General features: G+C 60.5%; 23 protein-coding genes. 11 read left to right on the forward strand and 12 right to left on the reverse strand.

Annotated elements, in window-relative coordinates:
* Window positions 1–31 precede the first annotated feature (31 nt).
* Window positions 32–787 carry a 5-oxoprolinase subunit PxpA gene (locus DNK50_RS25120; protein ID WP_099585408.1) on the reverse strand — a complete coding sequence of 252 codons (756 nt, stop codon included), beginning with the start codon at window positions 785–787 and terminating at the stop codon, window positions 32–34.
* A 120-nt stretch (window positions 788–907) separates the two neighbouring features.
* Here DNK50_RS25120 and DNK50_RS25125 point away from each other — a divergent pair, with 120 nt between their 5' ends.
* Entirely contained in the window at window positions 908–1,825 is a 918-nt protein-coding gene (locus DNK50_RS25125; protein WP_112196548.1) for a LysR family transcriptional regulator, read from the forward strand.
* Here the strand turns inward: DNK50_RS25125 and DNK50_RS25130 are convergent.
* The gene (locus DNK50_RS25130) at window positions 1,822–2,718 is read right to left on the reverse strand and encodes a LysR family transcriptional regulator (RefSeq protein WP_112196549.1); all 897 of its coding nucleotides are present in this window, start codon (window positions 2,716–2,718) and stop codon (window positions 1,822–1,824) included. The two genes, DNK50_RS25125 and DNK50_RS25130, sit on opposite strands and share 4 nt — an antisense overlap.
* A gap of 108 nt (window positions 2,719–2,826) precedes the next feature.
* Between DNK50_RS25130 and DNK50_RS25135 the strand changes: the two genes are divergently transcribed.
* Window positions 2,827–3,585 (forward strand): SDR family NAD(P)-dependent oxidoreductase, encoded by a 759-nt coding sequence (locus DNK50_RS25135; RefSeq protein WP_112196550.1) that lies wholly within the window; start codon window positions 2,827–2,829, stop codon window positions 3,583–3,585.
* Here the strand turns inward: DNK50_RS25135 and DNK50_RS25140 are convergent.
* Window positions 3,484–3,996 (reverse strand): multidrug/biocide efflux PACE transporter, encoded by a 513-nt coding sequence (locus DNK50_RS25140; protein WP_112196551.1) that lies wholly within the window; start codon window positions 3,994–3,996, stop codon window positions 3,484–3,486. The genes DNK50_RS25135 and DNK50_RS25140 overlap by 102 nt on opposite strands.
* A gap of 88 nt (window positions 3,997–4,084) precedes the next feature.
* Between DNK50_RS25140 and DNK50_RS25145 the strand changes: the two genes are divergently transcribed.
* Window positions 4,085–4,939, forward strand: coding sequence for a LysR family transcriptional regulator (locus tag DNK50_RS25145; protein ID WP_112196552.1), 855 nt, complete (start codon window positions 4,085–4,087; stop codon window positions 4,937–4,939).
* Window positions 4,940–4,965: 26 nt separating this feature from the next.
* Here the strand turns inward: DNK50_RS25145 and DNK50_RS25150 are convergent, their stop codons facing one another.
* From DNK50_RS25150 to DNK50_RS25165, 4 genes are read right to left on the reverse strand one after another with little or no spacing between them, the layout of a single operon-like run.
* Window positions 4,966–6,192, reverse strand: coding sequence for an RNA polymerase sigma factor (locus tag DNK50_RS25150; RefSeq protein ID WP_112196553.1), 1,227 nt, complete (start codon window positions 6,190–6,192; stop codon window positions 4,966–4,968).
* Window positions 6,189–6,665 carry an SRPBCC family protein gene (locus tag DNK50_RS25155; RefSeq protein ID WP_112196554.1) on the reverse strand — a complete coding sequence of 159 codons (477 nt, stop codon included), beginning with the start codon at window positions 6,663–6,665 and terminating at the stop codon, window positions 6,189–6,191. Before DNK50_RS25155 ends, DNK50_RS25150 begins: the two co-directional genes overlap by 4 nt.
* 34 nt (window positions 6,666–6,699) lie before the next feature.
* On the reverse strand, window positions 6,700–7,044 hold the full coding sequence (locus DNK50_RS25160) for a YciI family protein (protein ID WP_112196555.1): 345 nt from the start codon (window positions 7,042–7,044) through the stop codon (window positions 6,700–6,702).
* A 43-nt stretch (window positions 7,045–7,087) separates the two neighbouring features.
* Window positions 7,088–7,492, reverse strand: coding sequence for a nuclear transport factor 2 family protein (locus DNK50_RS25165; protein WP_112196556.1), 405 nt, complete (start codon window positions 7,490–7,492; stop codon window positions 7,088–7,090).
* 145 nt (window positions 7,493–7,637) lie between these two features.
* On the opposite strand from DNK50_RS25165, the gene DNK50_RS25170 reads away from it, so the two are divergent.
* Window positions 7,638–8,126 (forward strand): N-acetyltransferase, encoded by a 489-nt coding sequence (locus DNK50_RS25170; protein ID WP_099585418.1) that lies wholly within the window; start codon window positions 7,638–7,640, stop codon window positions 8,124–8,126.
* 73 nt (window positions 8,127–8,199) lie between these two features.
* Here DNK50_RS25170 and DNK50_RS25175 read toward each other — a convergent pair whose 3' ends face one another.
* Window positions 8,200–8,682 (reverse strand): GyrI-like domain-containing protein, encoded by a 483-nt coding sequence (locus DNK50_RS25175; RefSeq protein ID WP_112196557.1) that lies wholly within the window; start codon window positions 8,680–8,682, stop codon window positions 8,200–8,202.
* Between the two features lie 195 nt (window positions 8,683–8,877).
* Between DNK50_RS25175 and alaC the strand changes: the two genes are divergently transcribed.
* Window positions 8,878–10,095: an alanine transaminase gene (gene alaC, locus DNK50_RS25180; RefSeq protein ID WP_099585420.1), complete on the forward strand. Its 1,218-nt coding sequence runs from the start codon at window positions 8,878–8,880 to the stop codon at window positions 10,093–10,095.
* 75 nt (window positions 10,096–10,170) lie between these two features.
* Here alaC and DNK50_RS25185 read toward each other — a convergent pair whose 3' ends face one another.
* Together DNK50_RS25185 and DNK50_RS25190 are read right to left on the reverse strand one after the other, a co-directional pair.
* The gene (locus DNK50_RS25185; RefSeq protein WP_099585421.1) at window positions 10,171–11,523 is read right to left on the reverse strand and encodes a GntP family permease; all 1,353 of its coding nucleotides are present in this window, start codon (window positions 11,521–11,523) and stop codon (window positions 10,171–10,173) included.
* A gap of 84 nt (window positions 11,524–11,607) precedes the next feature.
* Complete coding sequence (locus DNK50_RS25190) at window positions 11,608–12,141, reverse strand: gluconokinase (protein WP_112196558.1); 534 nt, start codon at window positions 12,139–12,141, stop codon at window positions 11,608–11,610.
* Between the two features lie 212 nt (window positions 12,142–12,353).
* On the opposite strand from DNK50_RS25190, the gene DNK50_RS25195 reads away from it, so the two are divergent.
* The 6 genes from DNK50_RS25195 to DNK50_RS25225 all read left to right on the forward strand — a co-directional run bounded on the left by DNK50_RS25195 (window position 12,354) and on the right by DNK50_RS25225 (window position 16,649).
* Window positions 12,354–13,385, forward strand: coding sequence for a LacI family DNA-binding transcriptional regulator (locus DNK50_RS25195; protein ID WP_162633418.1), 1,032 nt, complete (start codon window positions 12,354–12,356; stop codon window positions 13,383–13,385).
* Between the two features lie 179 nt (window positions 13,386–13,564).
* On the forward strand, window positions 13,565–13,804 hold the full coding sequence (locus tag DNK50_RS25200) for a DUF6124 family protein (protein WP_112196560.1): 240 nt from the start codon (window positions 13,565–13,567) through the stop codon (window positions 13,802–13,804).
* 92 nt (window positions 13,805–13,896) lie between these two features.
* Entirely contained in the window at window positions 13,897–14,529 is a 633-nt protein-coding gene (locus DNK50_RS25205; RefSeq protein ID WP_112196561.1) for a glutathione S-transferase family protein, read from the forward strand.
* 10 nt (window positions 14,530–14,539) lie between these two features.
* Complete coding sequence (locus tag DNK50_RS25210; protein WP_112196562.1) at window positions 14,540–15,277, forward strand: NAD(P)-dependent oxidoreductase; 738 nt, start codon at window positions 14,540–14,542, stop codon at window positions 15,275–15,277.
* Between the two features lie 158 nt (window positions 15,278–15,435).
* Complete coding sequence (locus DNK50_RS25220; protein ID WP_112196563.1) at window positions 15,436–15,942, forward strand: hypothetical protein; 507 nt, start codon at window positions 15,436–15,438, stop codon at window positions 15,940–15,942.
* Window positions 15,943–16,211: 269 nt separating this feature from the next.
* Entirely contained in the window at window positions 16,212–16,649 is a 438-nt protein-coding gene (locus DNK50_RS25225) for a GNAT family N-acetyltransferase (protein ID WP_112196564.1), read from the forward strand.
* 18 nt (window positions 16,650–16,667) lie between these two features.
* Here DNK50_RS25225 and def read toward each other — a convergent pair whose 3' ends face one another.
* Together def and DNK50_RS25235 are read right to left on the reverse strand one after the other, a co-directional pair.
* Window positions 16,668–17,207, reverse strand: a complete 540-nt coding sequence (gene def, locus DNK50_RS25230) for a peptide deformylase (RefSeq protein WP_099585428.1) — start codon at window positions 17,205–17,207, stop codon at window positions 16,668–16,670.
* Window positions 17,204–18,160, reverse strand: coding sequence for a YihY/virulence factor BrkB family protein (locus DNK50_RS25235; RefSeq protein WP_099585429.1), 957 nt, complete (start codon window positions 18,158–18,160; stop codon window positions 17,204–17,206). Before DNK50_RS25235 ends, def begins: the two co-directional genes overlap by 4 nt.
* Window positions 18,161–18,257 lie beyond the last annotated feature (97 nt).

Consider the following 18,257-nt stretch of genomic DNA (forward strand, 5'->3'; position numbering starts at 1 on the left):
AAGGCAGGCAAAAATTGATGGGTCGATCTTATTAGGGGGTTTTGACTTCAATGCCCGCTCGATCCAGCGCTTCACGGGTAGCTTCCACCAACTCCAGCGCACCGGGCGTGTCGCTGTGCAGGCAGATGGAATCGAACTCGATAAACAGGTCTTCGCCTTCCACGGTTCGTACCAGTCCGGTCTGACACGCACGCAGGACACGTGCCGCCACCGTCGCAGGATCCAGTGCACGCACATTGCGCGTAAACACGATGGAGCCCGTCAGGTCGTACTCACGATCAGCATAAAATTCGCGCACCACCGGTTGCCCCAGTTCCTTGGCCACCCGCCAGATCACCGAGTTGGGCATGCAGTAAAGCAACAGCGTTGGCTCGATGAGTTGCAGGTTTTGCACCAGCAATCGGGCGGCTTCTTCGTCGCGGGCCAGGTGCATGTAAAGCGCGCCATGGGGCTTGATATGTTGCAGCTTCACACCTTGGGCGCGGGCGATTTCCCGCAGGGCGCCGAGTTGGTAGAGCATGTCGTCCACCAGTTCCTGGGCCGGTGCATTGATATGCCGACGGCCAAAACCCACCAGGTCACGAAAGCCCGGATGGGCACCGATAGCCACGCCCAATTGCTTGGCGCGCTCGACGGTGCGGCGCATGGTGCCAGGGTCGCCGGCGTGGAAGCCGGTGGCGATATTGGCCGAGCTGATGTAGGCCATCAGCTCGGCGTCGACGCCATCACCGATGGTCCAGGGCCCGAAGCCTTCGCCCATGTCCGAATTGAAATCTACTGCCTGCATCGGGGTCGCTCCGCAAAAGGTCATGCTGAAAAGTAGGCTAGCGCTTGACCCCTTGGGAAGATCTATTATCAGATGCCCTATCTTCTGAAAATCAGATAACCCTAGGTATTGGAGAGGCAGATGTCACTCACCTTGCGCCAAATCCGCTACTTCGTCGCCACCGCCGAGATCGGCCAGATTTCCCAGGCGGCGCTCCACCTGAATATCTCCCAGTCAGCGGTGACTACGGCGATCAAGGAGCTGGAAGCGATGCTCGGCGTGCAGCTGTTTGTGCGCTCGGCCCAGGGCATGAACCTGACCGACGCCGGGCGGCACTTTCTCAACCGCGCCTATGTGATTGCGCGCAGTGTGGACGATGCGCTGAACAGCCCATTGCCCGACTACCGCGCCAGCGGTGTGCTGCGGGTGGCGGCCAGTTACACGGTGCTCGGTTACTTCCTGCCCCATCACTTGCAGCGCATGGAGCACTGGCACCCGGACGTGACCATCGAGGTGTTCGAGCAGGAGCGCCAGGCCATCGAGCAAGGCCTGCTCGACGGCCAGTTCGGCATGGCCGTGGTGCTCACCGCCAACCTGACTCACCCCGCGATCGTTTCCGAGATTCTGTTCAACTCGGAACGTCGCCTGTGGCTGCCCAGCCATCATCCGTTGTGCGAACGCGGCGCCGTGAGCCTGGCCGATGTGGCCCAGGAACCCTACATTCTGCTGACCGTCGATGAAGCCGAACACAGCGCCATGCGCTACTGGGAGCAGGCAGGGCAAGCGCCCAAGGTGCGGCTGCGCACCAGCTCGGTGGAAGCGGTGCGCAGCATGGTCGCCAATGGCAGCGGCGTGGCGATTCTGTCGGACCTGGTGCACCGCCCTTGGTCACTGGAAGGCAAGCGCATCGAAACCCTGACGGTCACCGACCCGGTCACGCCCATGAGTGTCGGCCTGGCATGGCACCGCGAGCGGGCATTTACCCCGGCGATGCAGGCGTTCCGGGATTACTTTCACGATGCGTTCCTGGCACCGCAGCAGTTGTCGGCAAGGCGTTAAAGCTGTGACTGCAACGTATCCGCCAGCCAATCCATAAACACGCGCACCCGCAACGGTAAATGCCGTTGCCCCGCGTAAAGCAGCGACACATCCAGCGACGGTGCCGGGTAGTCCGGCAGTATCGCCACCAACTCACCGCTGGCCAACTCATCGCCCATGCCCAGGGCCGGTACCTGGATAATCCCGAAGCCACCCAGGCACGCTGACTTGTAGCCATCGGTGCTGTTGACCGTGATCCGCCCAGCCATGGGAATGCGCTGCACCTTGTTGCCCTGCTGGTATTCGAACCCCGCAGAGCGCGAACCCAACGGCCGCACGTAGTGCACTAGATGGTGGTCGGCCAGGTCGGCTAATGTCTGCGGCACACCAAAACGTTGCAGGTAGGTGGCGCTCACGCAGTTGATCATCGGCATGCTGCACAGCAACCGCGCCACCACCGTCTGGTCGGGCTGCGCGCCCACGCGCAATACGCAATCGAAGCCTTCAGCGAGCAGGTCCACCTGACGGTCGGTGGTGCTGATTTGCAGCTCGATCAACGGGTGTGCGTCCATGAACTGCGGCAGGCGCGGCAGTATCAGGTCACGTGCCATCACGTTGGGCATATCGACGCGGACGCGCCCGCTCAGTTGCGCTTCGTCCTGACGAAACAGTCCTTCCAGCTCCTCCATATGCGCGAGCAGATCCTTGCTGCGCTCGTACAACACACGCCCGTCCTGGGTCGCCTGTACCTTGCGTGTGGTGCGCTGCAACAGGCGCGCGCCGAGCAGTTCCTCCAACGCCTGCACATGCTCGGACACGGTGGAGCGCGGCAGCCCCAGGCGCTCGCCCGCCTGGGTGAAACTCGACAGTTCGGTGACCCGCACGAAGGTGCGCAGCAGCTCAAGTTTGTTCATGGGATTGTTCGCCTTATCCGGCCAGTGATTCCGGCTCAGCCCTGTTTATCACGTTAGCGACGGACAAATACACTCAATCCCACGCTCACATCTGAAGAGGACTGCACCATGACCCGTAAAATCGCATTGATCACCGGCGCCAGCCGTGGCTTGGGTAGAAACGCCGCTTTGCACCTGGCGGCGCAAGGCGTGGACATCATTGGCACTTATCACAGCAAGGCCGACGAGGCGCAGGCATTGGTGGCCGACATCGAACAATTGGGTGGCCGCGCCGCCATGCTGCAACTGGACGTAAGCCAAAGCGCGACGTTTGAAGGTTTTGTCGGCGACGTTGCCGGCGTGCTCAAGGATGTTTTCGCACAGGAACACTTCGACTTTCTGATCAACAACGCCGGGATTGGCATTCACGCCAGTTTTGCCGAGACCACCGAAGCCCAGTTCGACCAACTGGTGGCGATCCAATTCAAGGGCCCGTTTTTCCTGACGCAGAAGCTGTTGCCGTTGATCCGTGACGGCGGCCGCATCCTCAATGTCTCCAGTGGCCTGGCGCGTTTCAGCCTGCCTGGCTATGCCGCCTACGCGGCGATGAAAGGCGCGATGGAAGTGCTGACCCGCTACCAGGCCAAAGAGCTGGGTGGGCGCGGGATCAGCGTCAACATCCTGGCCCCGGGTGCGATTGAAACCGACTTCGGCGGCGGCGCCGTGCGTGACAACGCCAACCTCAACGCGATGGTCGCGAACAACACCGCCCTGGGCCGCGCCGGCTTACCGGACGATATCGGTGGCGCGATTGCCAGCCTGCTGGCAGACGGCAGCCAGTGGATCACCGGGCAACGCATCGAGGCGTCGGGCGGCATGTTTCTGTAGGAGCTTGTCGCGCAGCACGTCATAGCCCCAGTGATACACATAGGTGTACGGCAGGAAAAACAGCAGCACACCTATGTCGAGGATAAACGCCTGCATCAGGCTGATATTCAGCCACGCCGCAATCAGCGGGACGCACACCAGGATCAGGCCTCCTTCAAACATCAGCGCGTGCAGCACGCGGGTCCAGGCGTTGTTGGCCAGTTGCAGGCGTGCCTTGAGGCGGTCGAACAGGCCGTTGAAGATCACGTTCCAGGTCAACGCCATCAGGCTGATCGCCAGGGTGACCATGCCCATTTCCAGGGCGGGTTTGTCCATGATCCACGCCAGCAACGGGGTGCAGATCAACAACGCCAGGGCCTCGAAACCAATGGCCTGGCAAACGCGTTCGGTGAGGGATTTGGTAGGGCTCATGAGCCGTCTCCGTGAGTGAGGATGGTTGCCATCATTACCCTTTGACTCGATACTTCATAACCAACAACCATCGATCAAGGCGATAGTCATGGCCTCCAATGAAGTGCTGCAGGCGTTTGTCCAGGCGGCCACCCAAGGCTCGTTTTCGGCGGCGGCGCGCAAGCTGGGCAAAAGCCAATCCACAGTCAGTGCGGCAGTCGCCAGCCTGGAGATTGACTTGGATGTGGTGCTGTTTGATCGCAGCAGCCGCAAGCCGACGCTGACCCAGGCCGGCCACGTGTTGCTGCAACGGGCCGAGCAGGTGCTGGAGGCCAGCAGCCGCCTGGAGCTGGCGGCGAGCCAGTTGGCTCAAGGCTTGGAGCCGAAACTGACCATCGCCATGTCCGATACCTACCAGTCGGACCGCTTCGAAATCGCCCTGCGGTCGTTCGACGAGCGCTACCCGGACCTTGAACTTGAATGCCTGATTGCCGAATGCGAAGACTTGATCGCCCTGGTACAGAGCGGCCGGGCGCACATTGCGTTTATCGAACAACAAGACACCTATCCGCCCGACCTCACCGGCGCACCGGTGGAAGAGCGCACCGAAATCGCGCTGTATGTGGCACCCAGCCACCCGTTGGCCCGACTGGACAGCATTCCCGCCGATACCTTGCAGCAACACCGCGAGCTGCGCCTGGCCAGCATCATCAACCCAAATGAAACCCGCGCCAGCGGCCGCGTGTGGTCAGCCCCCAGTTACCTGATGCTGATGGAGATGGCGCAGCTGGGTTTCGGCTGGGCGCCCCTGCCGCGCTGGCTGGTAGAGCGGTTTGACGCAGGCCAGTTGGTGGAGCTCAAAGCGCGTGGTTGGCCGCGCTCGGTGGCCGTGGATGCACTGTGGTCACGCCACCACCCACCGGGGCCGGCGGGGAGTTGGTTGTTGGGCAAGATGCTGGAGTGACGAACCCGCCCTGGCGACACTGGAGATTAATGCCGGGAGGAAGATTCGAGTTCAGTCAGGCGGCTTTCGAGGAAGCGTTTTTCGGGGATCTGCTGGGTCAGGGACAGGGCTTTTTCGTAGGCGACGCGCGCGTCTTCGCCCCGCCCCAAGCGCCGACAAAACTCGCCCCGCGCCGAATGCGCGAGGTGGTAATCCAGCAACTCGCCCCGCGCCAGAATCGCCTCCACCTCCTGTAATCCCGCCAGCGGGCCATCGCGCATGGCTACGGCAACGGCACGGTTGAGCTCAATCACCGGCGACGGCCACGCCCTGAGCAATACGTCGTAGAGCCCGACAATCTGCGGCCAATCGGTCGCCCCGGCGCTCGGCGCTTCGGCATGCACTGCGGCAATCGCGGCTTGCAGGCAATACGGCCCAAAGCGTTGTGTGATAAGCGCCTGTTCCACCAGCGTGCAGCCTTCAGCGATCAAGGACTTATCCCACAGCGAACGATCCTGTTTCTCCAGCAACACCAGTTCGCCGCTGGCCGAGGTGCGCGCCGCCCGCCGCGATTGGTGCAGCAGCATCAGCGCCAGCAGGCCCATCACTTCCGGCTCGGGCAGCAACTCCATGAGCAAGCGGGCCAGGCGAATGGCTTCGCGGGTTAAGTCCTCGCGGGTGAGGTCTGCGCCGATGGACGCCGAATAGCCCTCGTTGAATACCAGGTAGATCACCCGCAGCACGCTGTCGAGGCGCTCTGGCAATTCGGCCAGTGATGGCACTTGATAGGGAATTCCGGCCTCACGGATCTTGCCCTTGGCCCGCACGATGCGCTGGGCAATGGTGGCGGGCGTGGCCAGGAAAGCCCGGGCGATTTCCTCCGTGGTGAGGTCGCAGATCTCACGCAAGGTCAGCGCTGCCTGGGCATCGGCCGCCAGCGCCGGGTGACAGCAGGTGAAGATCAGGCGCAGGCGGTCGTCTTCCACATCCTCATCGCTCCAATCAGCGGCCTCCAATGCGTCGGCCTGCGCCTGCAATAACGGGGTAAACCGTGCCTGGCGGCGCAGGCGGTCGATGGCCTTGAAGCGCCCGGTCGACACCAGCCAGGCCCGTGGATGGCTCGGCACGCCGTCGTGCGGCCAGCGCTCGACCGCGACGAAGAACGCCTCGTGCAAGGCTTCTTCGGCGAGGTCGAAATCGCCGAGCAGGCGGATCAGGGTGGCGAGCACACGCCGCGATTCGCTGCGGTAGATCGCCTCGATCTGCGGCGTCAATCACGCATCTCTTCGGTCACCAGTTGCACTAAGCGGTCCAGGCTCTGGCCCCAGCCATCATGGAAACCCATGGCTTCGTGGGCGTGTTTGTCTTCGGCATTCCAATGCATGGCGCGGGCGGTGTAGAGGGTTTTGCCGGCCTGTTCTTCAAAGATCACTTCGGCGCTCATGAACGGCTTGCCCGACGGGATCCAGCCCGGCAGGAAGGCATCGGTGAACACCAGGCGATTGGGCGCGTCGATCTCCAGGAACACGCCTTGGGTCGGGTACTCAAAGCCATCCGGTGCGCGCATCAGGGTGCGAAACAGTCCGCCGACCCACAGGTTCATTTCGCACTCGGGGGTGGTCATGCCGTGGGGGCCCCACCATTGTTGCAGCAAGGCGGGCTCGGTCCAGGCGCGGAACACCCGGCTGCGCGGGGCATCGATCAAGCGGCTGATGGACAGTTCAAATTCGGCAGGTTGCTGGGACATGGGATAAACCTCCTGAGTAGTGGTTTTGTTGTTGTCAGAGATTCAATTCACGCACGGGGCGTACTTCGACACTACCGACCCTGGCGGCCGGAATGCCACCGGCCACCTGGATCGCGTCGTTCAAGTCACGGGCTTCGATCAGGTAAAACCCGGCGAGCTGCTCCTTGGTTTCGGCAAACGGCCCGTCGGTGATCGACAGCTTGCCGTTGCGCATGCGCACCGTGGTGGCGGTGCTCACCGATTCCAGCGGCTCGGCGGCGAGCATGCGGCCACTGGCCTGCACCGACTGGGCGTAGGCAAAGCACTCCGGGTCGGCCGGGCTGTCAGGCGAGGTGTGCAGCACCTGTTCGTTGCTGTAGATCAGGCACAGGTATTTCATGGCGTTCTCCGTTTTAGCAACTACTGACTATAGTTCGCGACGCTCAAGGTTTCAGGTCGAACAGCGCAGCGCCGCTTTGCATGTCGAAGGGGGCCGACCAGTGCTCATGCACCACTTTCCATTCACCACTGAAGCGCTGGTAACCTGCGGTGACGCGCATCCAGCACGCCTTGTCTGCACCGCCGCAGTGCGCCAGCCAGTGGGCGAAGGCGCTGTCCTGGGCCTCAACAATGCGCAGTTCGTGGAACTCGAAAATACCGGGGCCAGGACAATGCTTCATGCATTCCTCCCAGTGTGCGCGGTAGGCCGCCTTGCCTTTGAATTGCAGGGCGGTGACGGCGTCGAACGAGACGATATCGTCGGCGTAAAAGCTGACAATTTTATCGATATCCCCACCGATGACGGCCTGTTTCCATTGTTCGATCAGGGTATTGATTGCAGTGCTCATGGCGATACTCCTTGGGGTGCAAAAATCATCGAAGACACCCTTAGTCGAACGTGCTCGGAGCAAATCGACAGCCCACTGAAAAATAATTTCGCCTTCGGTAAACCCGATAGACTGCGCCCTTATTTGCAGCCGTTCGGACGTTCCGATGCAAACCTGTCTTGTCGCCTATGAGGCGCTGAATGCCGTGCAACAACAGCAAGTCAGCGCCATCGAAGTCCACCCTGAGCAACTGCCGTTTTGCGGCGACATGTATTGCGCGCTCAATTCGCTGCTGGCCAAGCCCAGCCCTGGCGTCAAAGGCTTTGCCCTGCTGGCCGATGACATCCCGGTCGCCTTCCTTTTGCTCAAACGCCCGCCCTGCCTGCCCCATTGGGCGGATGAACACAGCGCCACGCTGCATGCACTGCAGGTGGATCGGCGGCAGCAGGGCATGGGGTTTGGTAAAGCGTGTTTACAGGCGCTGCCGGCGGTAGCGCTTGAGGCGTGGCCGCAGATCAAGGGGCTGGAGTTGTCGGTGGACAGGGAGAATGTGGCGGCGATGGGCTTGTATCTGGGGCTCGGGTGGGTAGATTGCGGGGAGGCTTACAAAGCGCGAGTTGGCTATGAGCGGCGTTTGAGTTGGGTGTTTGGCTGAGGTGTACCAACGCAGCTTTGGCGGCTGACGCGCCTCTGCGGGCGCCAGCAAGCCAGCGCCTCCATGAGAGCAGTCAGCCCCTCTCTCCAACCGGCAGCCAGATCTCCACTGTTCCCGTGCCTTTCCTCGCATCAAAATCCGCGCTGTAGCGCTCGAAATCCGCCCCCATTACCTTGTAGCCCGAGTGCGGCAACCACTCGAACATGATGCGCTCGTAGGTCTGTTCCAACGCCTGCACCGGGCCGTAATGCGCGAACACGGCGTAGTTGAGCGGTGGAATTTCGATCACTTCGAAGTTGCTCGGCACGTCGCTTTTGCCGGGGACTTCCACACCGGCCATGTAGTCGAATTCGCCGTGCTGGGGGTTATGGCAAACGCCGTAGGTCACCCCGCCGATACGCTTTTTGATGTCTTTGATGCAGGTGTCGAACAGTTCCCACAACCTGGGAATATCGCCCACCGTCGCCTTGGAATAACGCCCCTTCACCCCGGCGATTACCAGCGCCTTGCCTGCTTCCATGCGTGGCTCTAACGGTTGTTTTGTCTGCTGATCCATACGAACAGTCTCCTTCTTATAAGGGAACAAACCCGCATCGAGTATAGGGGCATATCCAGGCTTCGCTCCACGCAGAAAATTTTCCTACACATCTGGACAACTGGCCATCACGGGTCGTATTGTCTGCCCCGCAGGCCACCGCAGTGGCCGACGTCGCTCGGACGGTTCCGGGCGCTTACGTACTTCGAGGCAACAATGGCCGACCAAGGTTCGCCGCGCCGCTTTGCGCGCATAGATCGACTCCCCCCTTATGTTTTCAATATCACTGCCGAGCTGAAGATGGCTGCGCGTCGGCGCGGCGAAGACATCATCGACTTGAGCATGGGCAACCCCGACGGCGCCACGCCGCCGCATATTGTCGAGAAACTCGTACAAGTCGCCCAGCGTGAAGACACTCACGGTTACTCCACGTCCAAAGGCATTCCGCGTCTGCGCCGGGCGATTTCGCGCTGGTACAAAGACCGTTATGAAGTGGACATCGACCCCGAGTCGGAAGCCATCGTGACCATCGGTTCCAAGGAAGGCCTGGCGCACTTGATGCTGGCCACCCTGGACCAAGGCGATACCGTGCTGGTCCCCAACCCGAGCTACCCGATTCACATCTACGGTGCGGTGATTGCCGGCGCCCAAGTGCGTTCGGTGCCGCTGGTGCCGGGCGTGGACTTCTTCGCTGAGCTGGAACGGGCGATTCGCGGTTCGATCCCTAAGCCGAAGATGATGATTCTGGGTTTCCCATCCAACCCCACCGCGCAGTGTGTGGAACTGGATTTCTTCGAGCGCGTGATTGCGCTGGCCAAGCAGTACGACGTGCTGGTGATCCACGATTTGGCCTACGCCGATATCGTCTACGACGGCTGGAAAGCCCCGTCGATCATGCAGGTGCCCGGCGCCAAAGACATCGCGGTGGAGTTTTTCACCCTGTCCAAGAGCTACAACATGGCCGGCTGGCGCATCGGTTTCATGGTCGGCAACCCGGAACTGGTCAACGCCTTGGCACGGATCAAGAGTTACCACGATTACGGCACCTTCACCCCGCTGCAAGTGGCGGCGATCGCTGCGCTGGAAGGCGATCAGCAATGCGTGAAAGACATCGCCGAGCAGTACCGCCAGCGCCGCAATGTGCTGGTCAAAGGCCTGCATGAATTGGGCTGGATGGTGGAGAATCCCAAGGCGTCGATGTACGTCTGGGCGAAGATTCCCGAGCAGTACGCGGCCATGGGCTCGCTGGAATTTGCCAAGAAACTGCTGCTGGAAGCGAAGGTGTGTGTGTCGCCGGGGATTGGTTTTGGCGAATATGGCGATGACCATGTGCGCTTTGCGCTGATCGAAAACCAGGACCGGATTCGCCAGGCGGTGCGGGGGATTCGCGGGATGTTCAGGGCAGATGGGGCGGTGCAAAAACCTGTAGCTTGACGCGATCAAAATGTGGGAGGGGGCTTGCCCCCTCCCACATTTGATTGCATTCCAACATTTGTCTGGTGGTGTGGCTTACACCACCAACGACAGCAACATGATGAAGATCAGCGCCACGACCGACAGGATGGTCTCCATCGCCGTCCAGGTCTTGAAGGTCTCGGCCACGGTCATGTTGAAGTACTGCTTCACCAGCCAGAACCCTGCATCGTTGACGTGCGACAGGATCAACGAACCCGCCCCCGTCGCTAACACCAGCAGCTCGCGGTTGACCCCTGGGATCATCCCCACCACCGGCACCACAATGCCCGCGCCCGTGATGGTGGCGACCGTCGCCGAACCCGTGGCGATACGAATCACCGCCGCCACCAGCCACGCCAGCAGGATCGGGTTGATCTGCGCGTTCACCGCCATATGGCCGATCACGTCACCCACGCCGCTGGTCACCAGCATCTGCTTGAAGCCACCACCGGCACCGATGATCAGGATGATTGCGGCGGTCGGCGCGAGGCTGGCGTCGAGCAGCTTGAGGATTTGCTTGGAGTGGATGCCCTGGCGCGTGCCAAAGGTGTAGAGCGACAGCAGCAACGCCAACAGCAGCGCACTGATCGGGTGACCGATCATGTCCATCCAGTTGCGTACCACATTGCCTTCGGCAAACGCGATGTCGGCGAAGGTTTTGAGCAGCATCAGGAACACCGGCAGCAGCACGGTGATCAGGGTGACGCTGAAGCTCGGCAGCGACTTGTTATCGGTCTCGCGGGCCAGTTGGTCGACCAGTTCCTGAGACGGGTTGCCCGGAATGTACTTGGCGATAAACGTACCGAAGATCGGGCCGGCGATAATGGCGGTCGGCAGTGCGACGATCAGGCCGTACAGGATGGTCTTGCCGATGTCCGCGCCAAACACGCCAATGGCCAGTAACGGGCCAGGGTGCGGCGGCACCAGGCCGTGCACTGCCGACAGGCCGGCGAGCAGCGGGATGCCGATCTTGATCAGCGACACGCCGGTGCGGCGCGCCACGATGAACACCAGCGGGATCAGCAGTACAAAACCGATCTCGAAGAACAGCGGGATGCCCACCAGGAACGCGGCGAACATCATGGCCCACTGGACCTTCTCTTTGCCAAAGGCGCGGATCAGGGTCTGGGCGATCTGATCGGCGCCGCCGGACTCGGCCATCATCTTGCCGAGCATGGTGCCCAGCGCGAGGATGATGCCGACAAAGCCGAGCACCCCGCCGAAACCGTCCTGGAAGGCCTTGATGATCTTGTCCACGGGCATGCCCGAGGTCAGGCCGAGGAAACCGGCCGCGATGATCAGTGCGATGAACGGGTGGACCTTGAACTTGGTGATCAGAACGATCAACCCGATGATAGTGACGACTGCGTCTAGTAGCAGGTACGACTCGTGGGACATGCCAAACATGGGGGGTCTCTCCTGTTTGTTGTTGTTATTAAAGCGGGTATTCAATTTATCGCCGGGGATAGCGCTATCTTTTCCGGCAAAAAATTATTGAGTTCGTTCAAAACCGTGTCGCAGCCACCAGGCGTTGGTCTGCTCGGCCAGTTTCTCGACACTGTCTTCACTGGCGTTGAGAGCCAGGGTCAGCGGCTCGCCCACGGGCGATTCAAGGGTGGCGAACTGGCTGTCGATCAAGCTTGCCGGCATGAAATGACCGGGCCGATGGGACACACGGTCGGAGGCCACTTCGCGGGTCAGCTCAAGAAATACGAAACCCAGGCCCGGCGCGGCTTCGCGCAGGTGGTCGCGGTATTTTTTCTTGAGCGCCGAACAGGTCAGCACCGGATGTTCACCCGCTTTGAGCGAGCGGCGCAGTTCAGCGCACAGGATGTCGAGCCAGCCGGCGCGGTCGTCGTCGTTGAGAGGGTGGCCGGCGCTCATCTTTTCGATGTTCGCGGCAGGGTGAAAGCTGTCGCCTTCAATCGCGGTGGCGCCGTTCAGCCGGCACAGGGCCTCGCTGACACTGGTCTTGCCACAGCCGGCAACACCCATGATGACCAGGGCAGTAACAGGTTGACTCATGAAACACCTCAGGACGCAGATAGCGCTACCTTTGCACGCTGTAAGGCTAGTGCAAAAACAGGCTTTTCCCGCGCCGTCTTGTCATTTTTATGGAGTGACGCGTGCATCCGCTCCAATCATTTGAACCGGATCAGGCAACCCAGCATTCAATAATTTGCAGCCATTTGGAGACAGCGCTACCTTAGTGCCTCGATTTTTGTTTGGCAAGCCGCCTGATGACCTCTAAGAACGATAAAAATACGCGCACTACGGGTCGCCCGACCCTCAACGAAGTCGCCCGTCTGGCTGGCGTCAGCCCGATTACCGCTTCACGCGCGCTACGCGGCATCAGCACCGTGGCCGTTGAACTGGTAGAAAAAGTGCAGCAGGCCGCCGCCGAACTCAACTACGTGGTCAACCCCGCCGCCCGCGCCCTGGCCTCGGCCCAGAGCCATTCGGTGGTGGTATTGGTGCCGTCGTTGTCCAACCTGCTGTTTATCGAAACCCTCGAAGCCATCCACCAGGTGCTGCGGCCCAAGGGCTTCGAAGTGCTGATCGGCAACTCTCACTATTCCCGCGATGAAGAAGAAAACCTGCTGCGCAACTACATGGCCTACCAGCCACGGGGTTTGCTGCTGACTGGTTTCGACCGCACCGAAAGCGCCCGACGAATGGTCGAGGCGAGCAATGTGCCCTGCGTTTATATGATGGATCTGGACCCGAATGCAGGCGTGAACTGCGTGGGCTTCTCGCAATTGGCCGCCGGCGAAACAGCTGCGGCGCATTTGCTGTCCCGTGGCCGCAAGCGCCTGGCCTACATCGGCGCACAACTGGACCAACGCACCCTGCTGCGTGGCGAAGGCTTCCGCCGCGCCCTGCAACAGGCGGGGAGGTACGACCCTGCGCTGGAACTGCTGACGCCGCGTCCTTCCTCCGTGGGCCTGGGCGGCGAGTTGTTCCTGCAGTTGCTGGCTGCCCATCCGGACGTGGATGCAGTTTTCTTCGGCAACGATGACTTGGCCCAGGGCGCGCTGCTCGAAGCCATGCGCCATGGCATCAAGGTGCCAGAGCGCGTGGCGGTGCTGGGCTTCAACGACCTGCCCGCGTCGTCCTTTATGGTGCCGCGCTTGAGCAGCATCAGCACACCACGTGAGGCGATTGGTCGACGTGCAGCGGAGCATTTATTGACGATCATGGCGGGCAACAAGATCGCCAAGCCGGTGGTTGATATGGGGTTTGAGTTGCAGGTGCGGGAAAGCACGTAGGACGCTTGTAGGACCGGGCTGACATTGCTGTGAGCACTTGGCCCGATTGCCTACACTTACGTCAGAATCAGCTGGCTTGTGCACCTGGGTGGCGGTCTCTAAGGTTTACCGGTCGCTGAATGTTTCGGTGATCGGGTTTAGAAGCCCACCTTTGGACTCCCTGGACCAGGAGCACTGAAATGCTGAAAGCCGTCGAAAAACCATCATGCACGCTCTTCACCGTAATCCCCGATGTCTCCACCGAAACACTGTTGATCAACAGCTACGAAACCGTATGTTCGGTCAGCACCTTGTTGCTTGACCTGTCCGATGACCTCAGCGGAAAACAGCGTGATGTGGCATTGGCTATTCATCAGCTGAGTGAGCTCTCGGTCCTGCTGGTTGGCAAGGCCATGGACCAGCACGCACCGCGCTGTTGAGACCCGTATTTTTTACCGCTCCCGCCTGGAAATATCGCCGTCGATTGCGACCCCTGCTAGATTGGCTGCTCTCCAAATGCAAGGGAAGCACCATGGGACACTCACTGAAGATTCTGGGCCGTACTTCGTCGATCAATGTGCGCAAAGTCCTGTGGACCTGCCACGAACTGGGCATCGACTACGTGCGTGAAGATTGGGGCATCGGCTACACCCCCACCCAATCCCCCGAATTCCTTGCCCTGAACCCCAATGCGCAAATACCGGTATTGATCGACGACCACGGCGTGTTGTGGGAGTCCAACACTATCTGCCGCTACCTGGTCAGCCTCTACCAACGCCACGACCTCTTGCCCGCCGAACCCGCGCCACGGGCCAGGGTGGAGCAATGGATGGACTGGCAGGCCACCGAGCTCAACCCTTCATGGGGCTATGCGTTTCATGCGTTGGTACGCAAGCACCCGGACTACCAGGACCCGCACCGCCTCGCCGCCGGCGTACAGGCCTGGAACGACAAGATGGGCCTGCTGGAACAGCAGCTTATTCGCACAAATGCCTACGTCGCCGGCGACGAATTCACCCTCGCCGACATCCTTATCGGGCTCTCGGTGCACCGCTGGCAGATGACCCCGATGGAACGCCCACCCTACCCCGCCATCGCGGCGTACTACGAACGCCTCAGCCAGCACTCGGGCTTTCAGACCTTCGCCCTCGACGGCCACAACTAAGGACATGCACGTGAAAGGACTCAACGTATTGCTCACCGGCGCCTGCGGCAGAATCGGCAGGACGTTTTTCGAGGCCTCGAAAGACCGCTACCGCTTCACCCTTACCGACCGCATCACACCGGACTTCGAACTGGGCGACCACCGCTTCATACACGCCGACTTGAGCGACAAATCCACCCTCGCCGCGTTGCTCGATGGCATCGACGTGATCGTGCATCTCTCAGGCATCCCCCACGCCAGCGCCTCGTTCGACGAACTGCTGCCCAACAACCTCCTTGCCACTACCTACCTGTTCGAAGCCGCCGTGGCCGCTGGCGTGCAGCGCCTGGTATTCGCCAGCAGCGCCCAGACCATCGAAGGCTACCCCGTGGACCGCCAGATCACCCCCGGCATGCCGGTGTTGCCCGCCAACCTGTATGGCGTGAGCAAATGCTATGGCGAGGCGCTGTGCGGCTACTACGCGGCGAAAACCCCGCTGTCGACTATCGCCCTGCGCATCGGCGCCTTCGAATTCCCCGAAACCCATGACCTGAACAACGCCCGCGACCTCAGCGCCTGGCTCAGCCCACGGGATGCGGTGCAATTACTGCAACGTTCGGTAGAGACCATCGGCGTAAAACACTTGATTGCCCACGGCATTTCCAATAACCGTTTCAAACGCCTGGACCTCAGCGAAACCACGCGGGTACTGGGTTACCAACCCGTGGATGATGCGTTCCGGGTATTTGAGATGCCCATCACCTATTGAGTGTTCCGGCCCTCACGAACGCAGGCGGCAATGGCTGGCCGTCGGCGGGCCAACACTTGCCGCTACGGTCGGGCCTGCCCCGGTAAAACATGGGTTTTTAGGCCCGGCATGTTATTTGCTCCAGCTGTCGCACCGTCTATTTTCCCAGGTGACCGATCATGTTGGTTAACAACAACACCCAAGCTATATCGACCGTCCAACAGCTCAAGCGCCCCGACATGGACCCCGCCAACGCCGCCGCCAGCGCGCTGTACAGCGGCGCCGTGCAAGCCGCACAACAAAGTGTGACTGTGCCCGTCGCGCAGAAGGAACTGGACAAAGCCACCGACCGCATCGACGAAGCCTTTGCCAAGACTCGTGTGCAGTTGCAAGCCTCCACGACCGCCGCCACCTCCTCGACCGAAACGCCAGCCACCACGTCCACCACTGGCGCGCGCTCGGAATTCACTGAGTACATGAGCAAATCCCCGGCCGAGCGCATCCGTGAGCAATTGCTCAAGGAGCAGGGTTTGACCGAGGCGGACGTACAGAACATGTCCCAGGAAAAACAGGACGCGATTTCCAAGCAAGTGACCGAGCGGCTGAAGCAGCAGCAAGAGCAGCAGGTAGCGGCGAAAGCCACTGATCCGGCGCATAGCGTAAAAGAGACCCTGGCAGCGATCTAAGCCGCACAGGGGTTAAAAGCCGCTGAAGATCCATGGGCTGGACGGTGATCAGTGCCCAAACAAACCGCTCTCGGATTTCTTGGTTTTCTTGTCGGCGCGTTTTTCATCGGCGGTCTTTGCCGGTTTTTTCTTCGCGGCTTTCTTTGAATCCATACCTTTGGCCATGATGCGTGCTCCACTGAAAGGGGATGTAGCACTGGGTATAACACCGATCACCCGGCAGAAGGGGTTTATAATCCCCGCCCCTTTATCACGCCTGTCTGAACACCATGACTGAGTTGTCCATCGATCTGCTGGCAGAGCCTTTGTGGCCGCTGCTGAACAAGTTTTACCGCAGCCACAACTCGTCGATGAAGGCGCTCAAAGGCGGACGTTTATGGGTGGTACGCGAGGGCGAGATTGTCGCCGGCTTGTGCTTGACGCCGGTGACAGGCGGTCAGTGGCTGACGGGGGTGTTTGTGGCGCCGGCGTATCGCGGCCAGAGGTTGGCGGCGCGCTTGGTGCATCAAGCAGTGGCGGAAGTGGAAGGCACAGTATGGCTGTTGTGCCATCCAGACCTGGAACGCCTGTATCAGCGCATGGGGTTCAGCCAGGACACCATCCTGCCCCAATCTCTCAGCGAACGGCTGGTGCGTTACAAGCGCAACAAACCGATGATTGCCATGGGCTTAGAACCGTTGGTGAGGCCGACCTCGGATAATGTGTGATCGGCGGGTAGAGTGAGATTAGTCGTCAGCCGTGGGGTCCATGTCGGGAAACATCACTTCGATAAACCCGAACTTGCTGAAGTCGGTAATCCGCGACGGATACAACCGGCCAATCAGGTGATCGCACTCGTGCTGCACCACCCGCGCATGAAAACCGTCGGCAATGCGCACGATCGGCTCGCCCTTGGGATCGAAACCCTCGTAGCGGATCTGCTGGTAACGATCCACCGCACCGCGCAGGCCGGGCACCGACAAGCAGCCTTCGTAACCCTCTTCCAGCACGGGGCTGAGGGGCGTGATCAACGGGTTGATCAGGATGGTCTGCGGCACCGGCGGCGCGTCCGGGTAACGTTCGCTGGCTTCGAAACCGAAGATCACCAATTGCAGGTCGACGCCAATTTGCGGCGCTGCCAGGCCTACGCCGCCGACGTGTTCCATGGTCTGGAACATGTCATCGATCAATTGCCACAGCTCGGGGCTGTCGAACATCTCCGGCGGGACCGGTGGCGCGATACGCAGCAGGCGCTCGTCGCCCATTTTCAGGATTTCACGGATCATTGATCAGGCTCAACGGGAGTGGGCTTGGAGTGGTCACGGCCGAGGCCAGAGACGTGCTGTTTTTCATCGGTGTGGCCGGGTTCGTCGAACTCTTTTGCACCAGGATCCTTGCCCTCGGCCGACATGTGTTCGATCACCGCATTCATCTCCGCACCGAGCAGCAGCACAGCAGCGGAAATGTAGAAATAGAGCAGCAACACGATGATCGCACCGATACTGCCATACATGGCGTTGTAGTCGGCGAAGGTTTTGACGTAATAGCCAAAGCCCAGTGAGGCCACGATCCAGACCACCACCGCGAGTACCGAACCTGGGGTGATAAAGCGGAATTTCTGTTCGACGTCGGGCATTACGTAATACATCAGGGCCACGGCGAACATCAGCAAAATCACAATCAGCGGCCAGCGCAGAATGGTCCACAAGGTGACCACGAACTCCTGCATGCCGATCTGCCCCGCCACCCATTCCATCACTTGTGGGCCGAGCACCATCAAGGCAGCAGCGGCCAGCAGCATGCCGGCGATGCCCACGGTGTAGAAAATCGACAGCGGAAAACGCTTCCAGATCGGCCGGCCTTCCACCACGTCGTAGGCCGCGTTCATCGCACTCATCATCAGCCGCACGCCCGCCGAAGCAGTCCACAGCGCAATCACGATACCCACCGACAGCAGGCCGCCCTTGGATTGCTGCAACTGGTCAATCACCGGGTTGACCTGCTCCAGGGCCTGGGGCGGCAACACCAGTTCCGACTGAAGGCGCAGCCAGGTGAAAAAGTCGGGCAAGTGCAGGAAACCGATCAGGGCAATCAGGAACAGCAGGAAGGGAAACAGCGAGAACAGCATCTGGTAGGCCAGTGCCGAGGCGTAGGTGGGCATTTCGTCGTCGACGAATTCCTTGACGGTGCGTATCAGCACTTTGTGCAGCTTGAGACCATCGAGAACCGGAAAGATCATAGCGTCTCCTTTCGCCGCAAAAAGGTTAAGTTCGTGGGCGACTCAGGGGCCGTTTTCTACATCAAAGTAGCCCATTTGGCGACTTTGAAACAATTAC

Source organism: Pseudomonas sp. LG1E9 (assembly GCF_003290225.1).
Lineage (GTDB): Bacteria > Pseudomonadota > Gammaproteobacteria > Pseudomonadales > Pseudomonadaceae > Aquipseudomonas > Aquipseudomonas cyclaminis.

Bases quoted from the DNA above. Each gene is read 5' to 3' on its own strand.
- DNK50_RS25120 (WP_099585408.1), bottom strand. From the start codon at position 787: ATGCAGGCAGTAGATTTCAATTCGGACATGGGCGAAGGCTTCGGGCCC.
- DNK50_RS25125 (WP_112196548.1), top strand. From the start codon at position 908: ATGTCACTCACCTTGCGCCAAATCCGCTACTTCGTCGCCACCGCCGAG.
- DNK50_RS25130 (WP_112196549.1), bottom strand. From the start codon at position 2,718: ATGAACAAACTTGAGCTGCTGCGCACCTTCGTGCGGGTCACCGAACTG.
- DNK50_RS25135 (WP_112196550.1), top strand. From the start codon at position 2,827: ATGACCCGTAAAATCGCATTGATCACCGGCGCCAGCCGTGGCTTGGGT.
- DNK50_RS25140 (WP_112196551.1), bottom strand. From the start codon at position 3,996: ATGAGCCCTACCAAATCCCTCACCGAACGCGTTTGCCAGGCCATTGGT.
- DNK50_RS25145 (WP_112196552.1), top strand. From the start codon at position 4,085: ATGGCCTCCAATGAAGTGCTGCAGGCGTTTGTCCAGGCGGCCACCCAA.
- DNK50_RS25155 (WP_112196554.1), bottom strand. From the start codon at position 6,665: ATGTCCCAGCAACCTGCCGAATTTGAACTGTCCATCAGCCGCTTGATC.
- DNK50_RS25160 (WP_112196555.1), bottom strand. From the start codon at position 7,044: ATGAAATACCTGTGCCTGATCTACAGCAACGAACAGGTGCTGCACACC.
- DNK50_RS25165 (WP_112196556.1), bottom strand. From the start codon at position 7,492: ATGAGCACTGCAATCAATACCCTGATCGAACAATGGAAACAGGCCGTC.
- DNK50_RS25170 (WP_099585418.1), top strand. From the start codon at position 7,638: ATGCAAACCTGTCTTGTCGCCTATGAGGCGCTGAATGCCGTGCAACAA.
- DNK50_RS25175 (WP_112196557.1), bottom strand. From the start codon at position 8,682: ATGGATCAGCAGACAAAACAACCGTTAGAGCCACGCATGGAAGCAGGC.
- alaC (WP_099585420.1), top strand. From the start codon at position 8,878: ATGGCCGACCAAGGTTCGCCGCGCCGCTTTGCGCGCATAGATCGACTC.
- DNK50_RS25185 (WP_099585421.1), bottom strand. From the start codon at position 11,523: ATGTTTGGCATGTCCCACGAGTCGTACCTGCTACTAGACGCAGTCGTC.
- DNK50_RS25190 (WP_112196558.1), bottom strand. From the start codon at position 12,141: ATGAGTCAACCTGTTACTGCCCTGGTCATCATGGGTGTTGCCGGCTGT.
- DNK50_RS25200 (WP_112196560.1), top strand. From the start codon at position 13,565: ATGCTGAAAGCCGTCGAAAAACCATCATGCACGCTCTTCACCGTAATC.
- DNK50_RS25205 (WP_112196561.1), top strand. From the start codon at position 13,897: ATGGGACACTCACTGAAGATTCTGGGCCGTACTTCGTCGATCAATGTG.
- DNK50_RS25220 (WP_112196563.1), top strand. From the start codon at position 15,436: ATGTTGGTTAACAACAACACCCAAGCTATATCGACCGTCCAACAGCTC.
- DNK50_RS25225 (WP_112196564.1), top strand. From the start codon at position 16,212: ATGACTGAGTTGTCCATCGATCTGCTGGCAGAGCCTTTGTGGCCGCTG.
- def (WP_099585428.1), bottom strand. From the start codon at position 17,207: ATGATCCGTGAAATCCTGAAAATGGGCGACGAGCGCCTGCTGCGTATC.
- DNK50_RS25235 (WP_099585429.1), bottom strand. From the start codon at position 18,160: ATGATCTTTCCGGTTCTCGATGGTCTCAAGCTGCACAAAGTGCTGATA.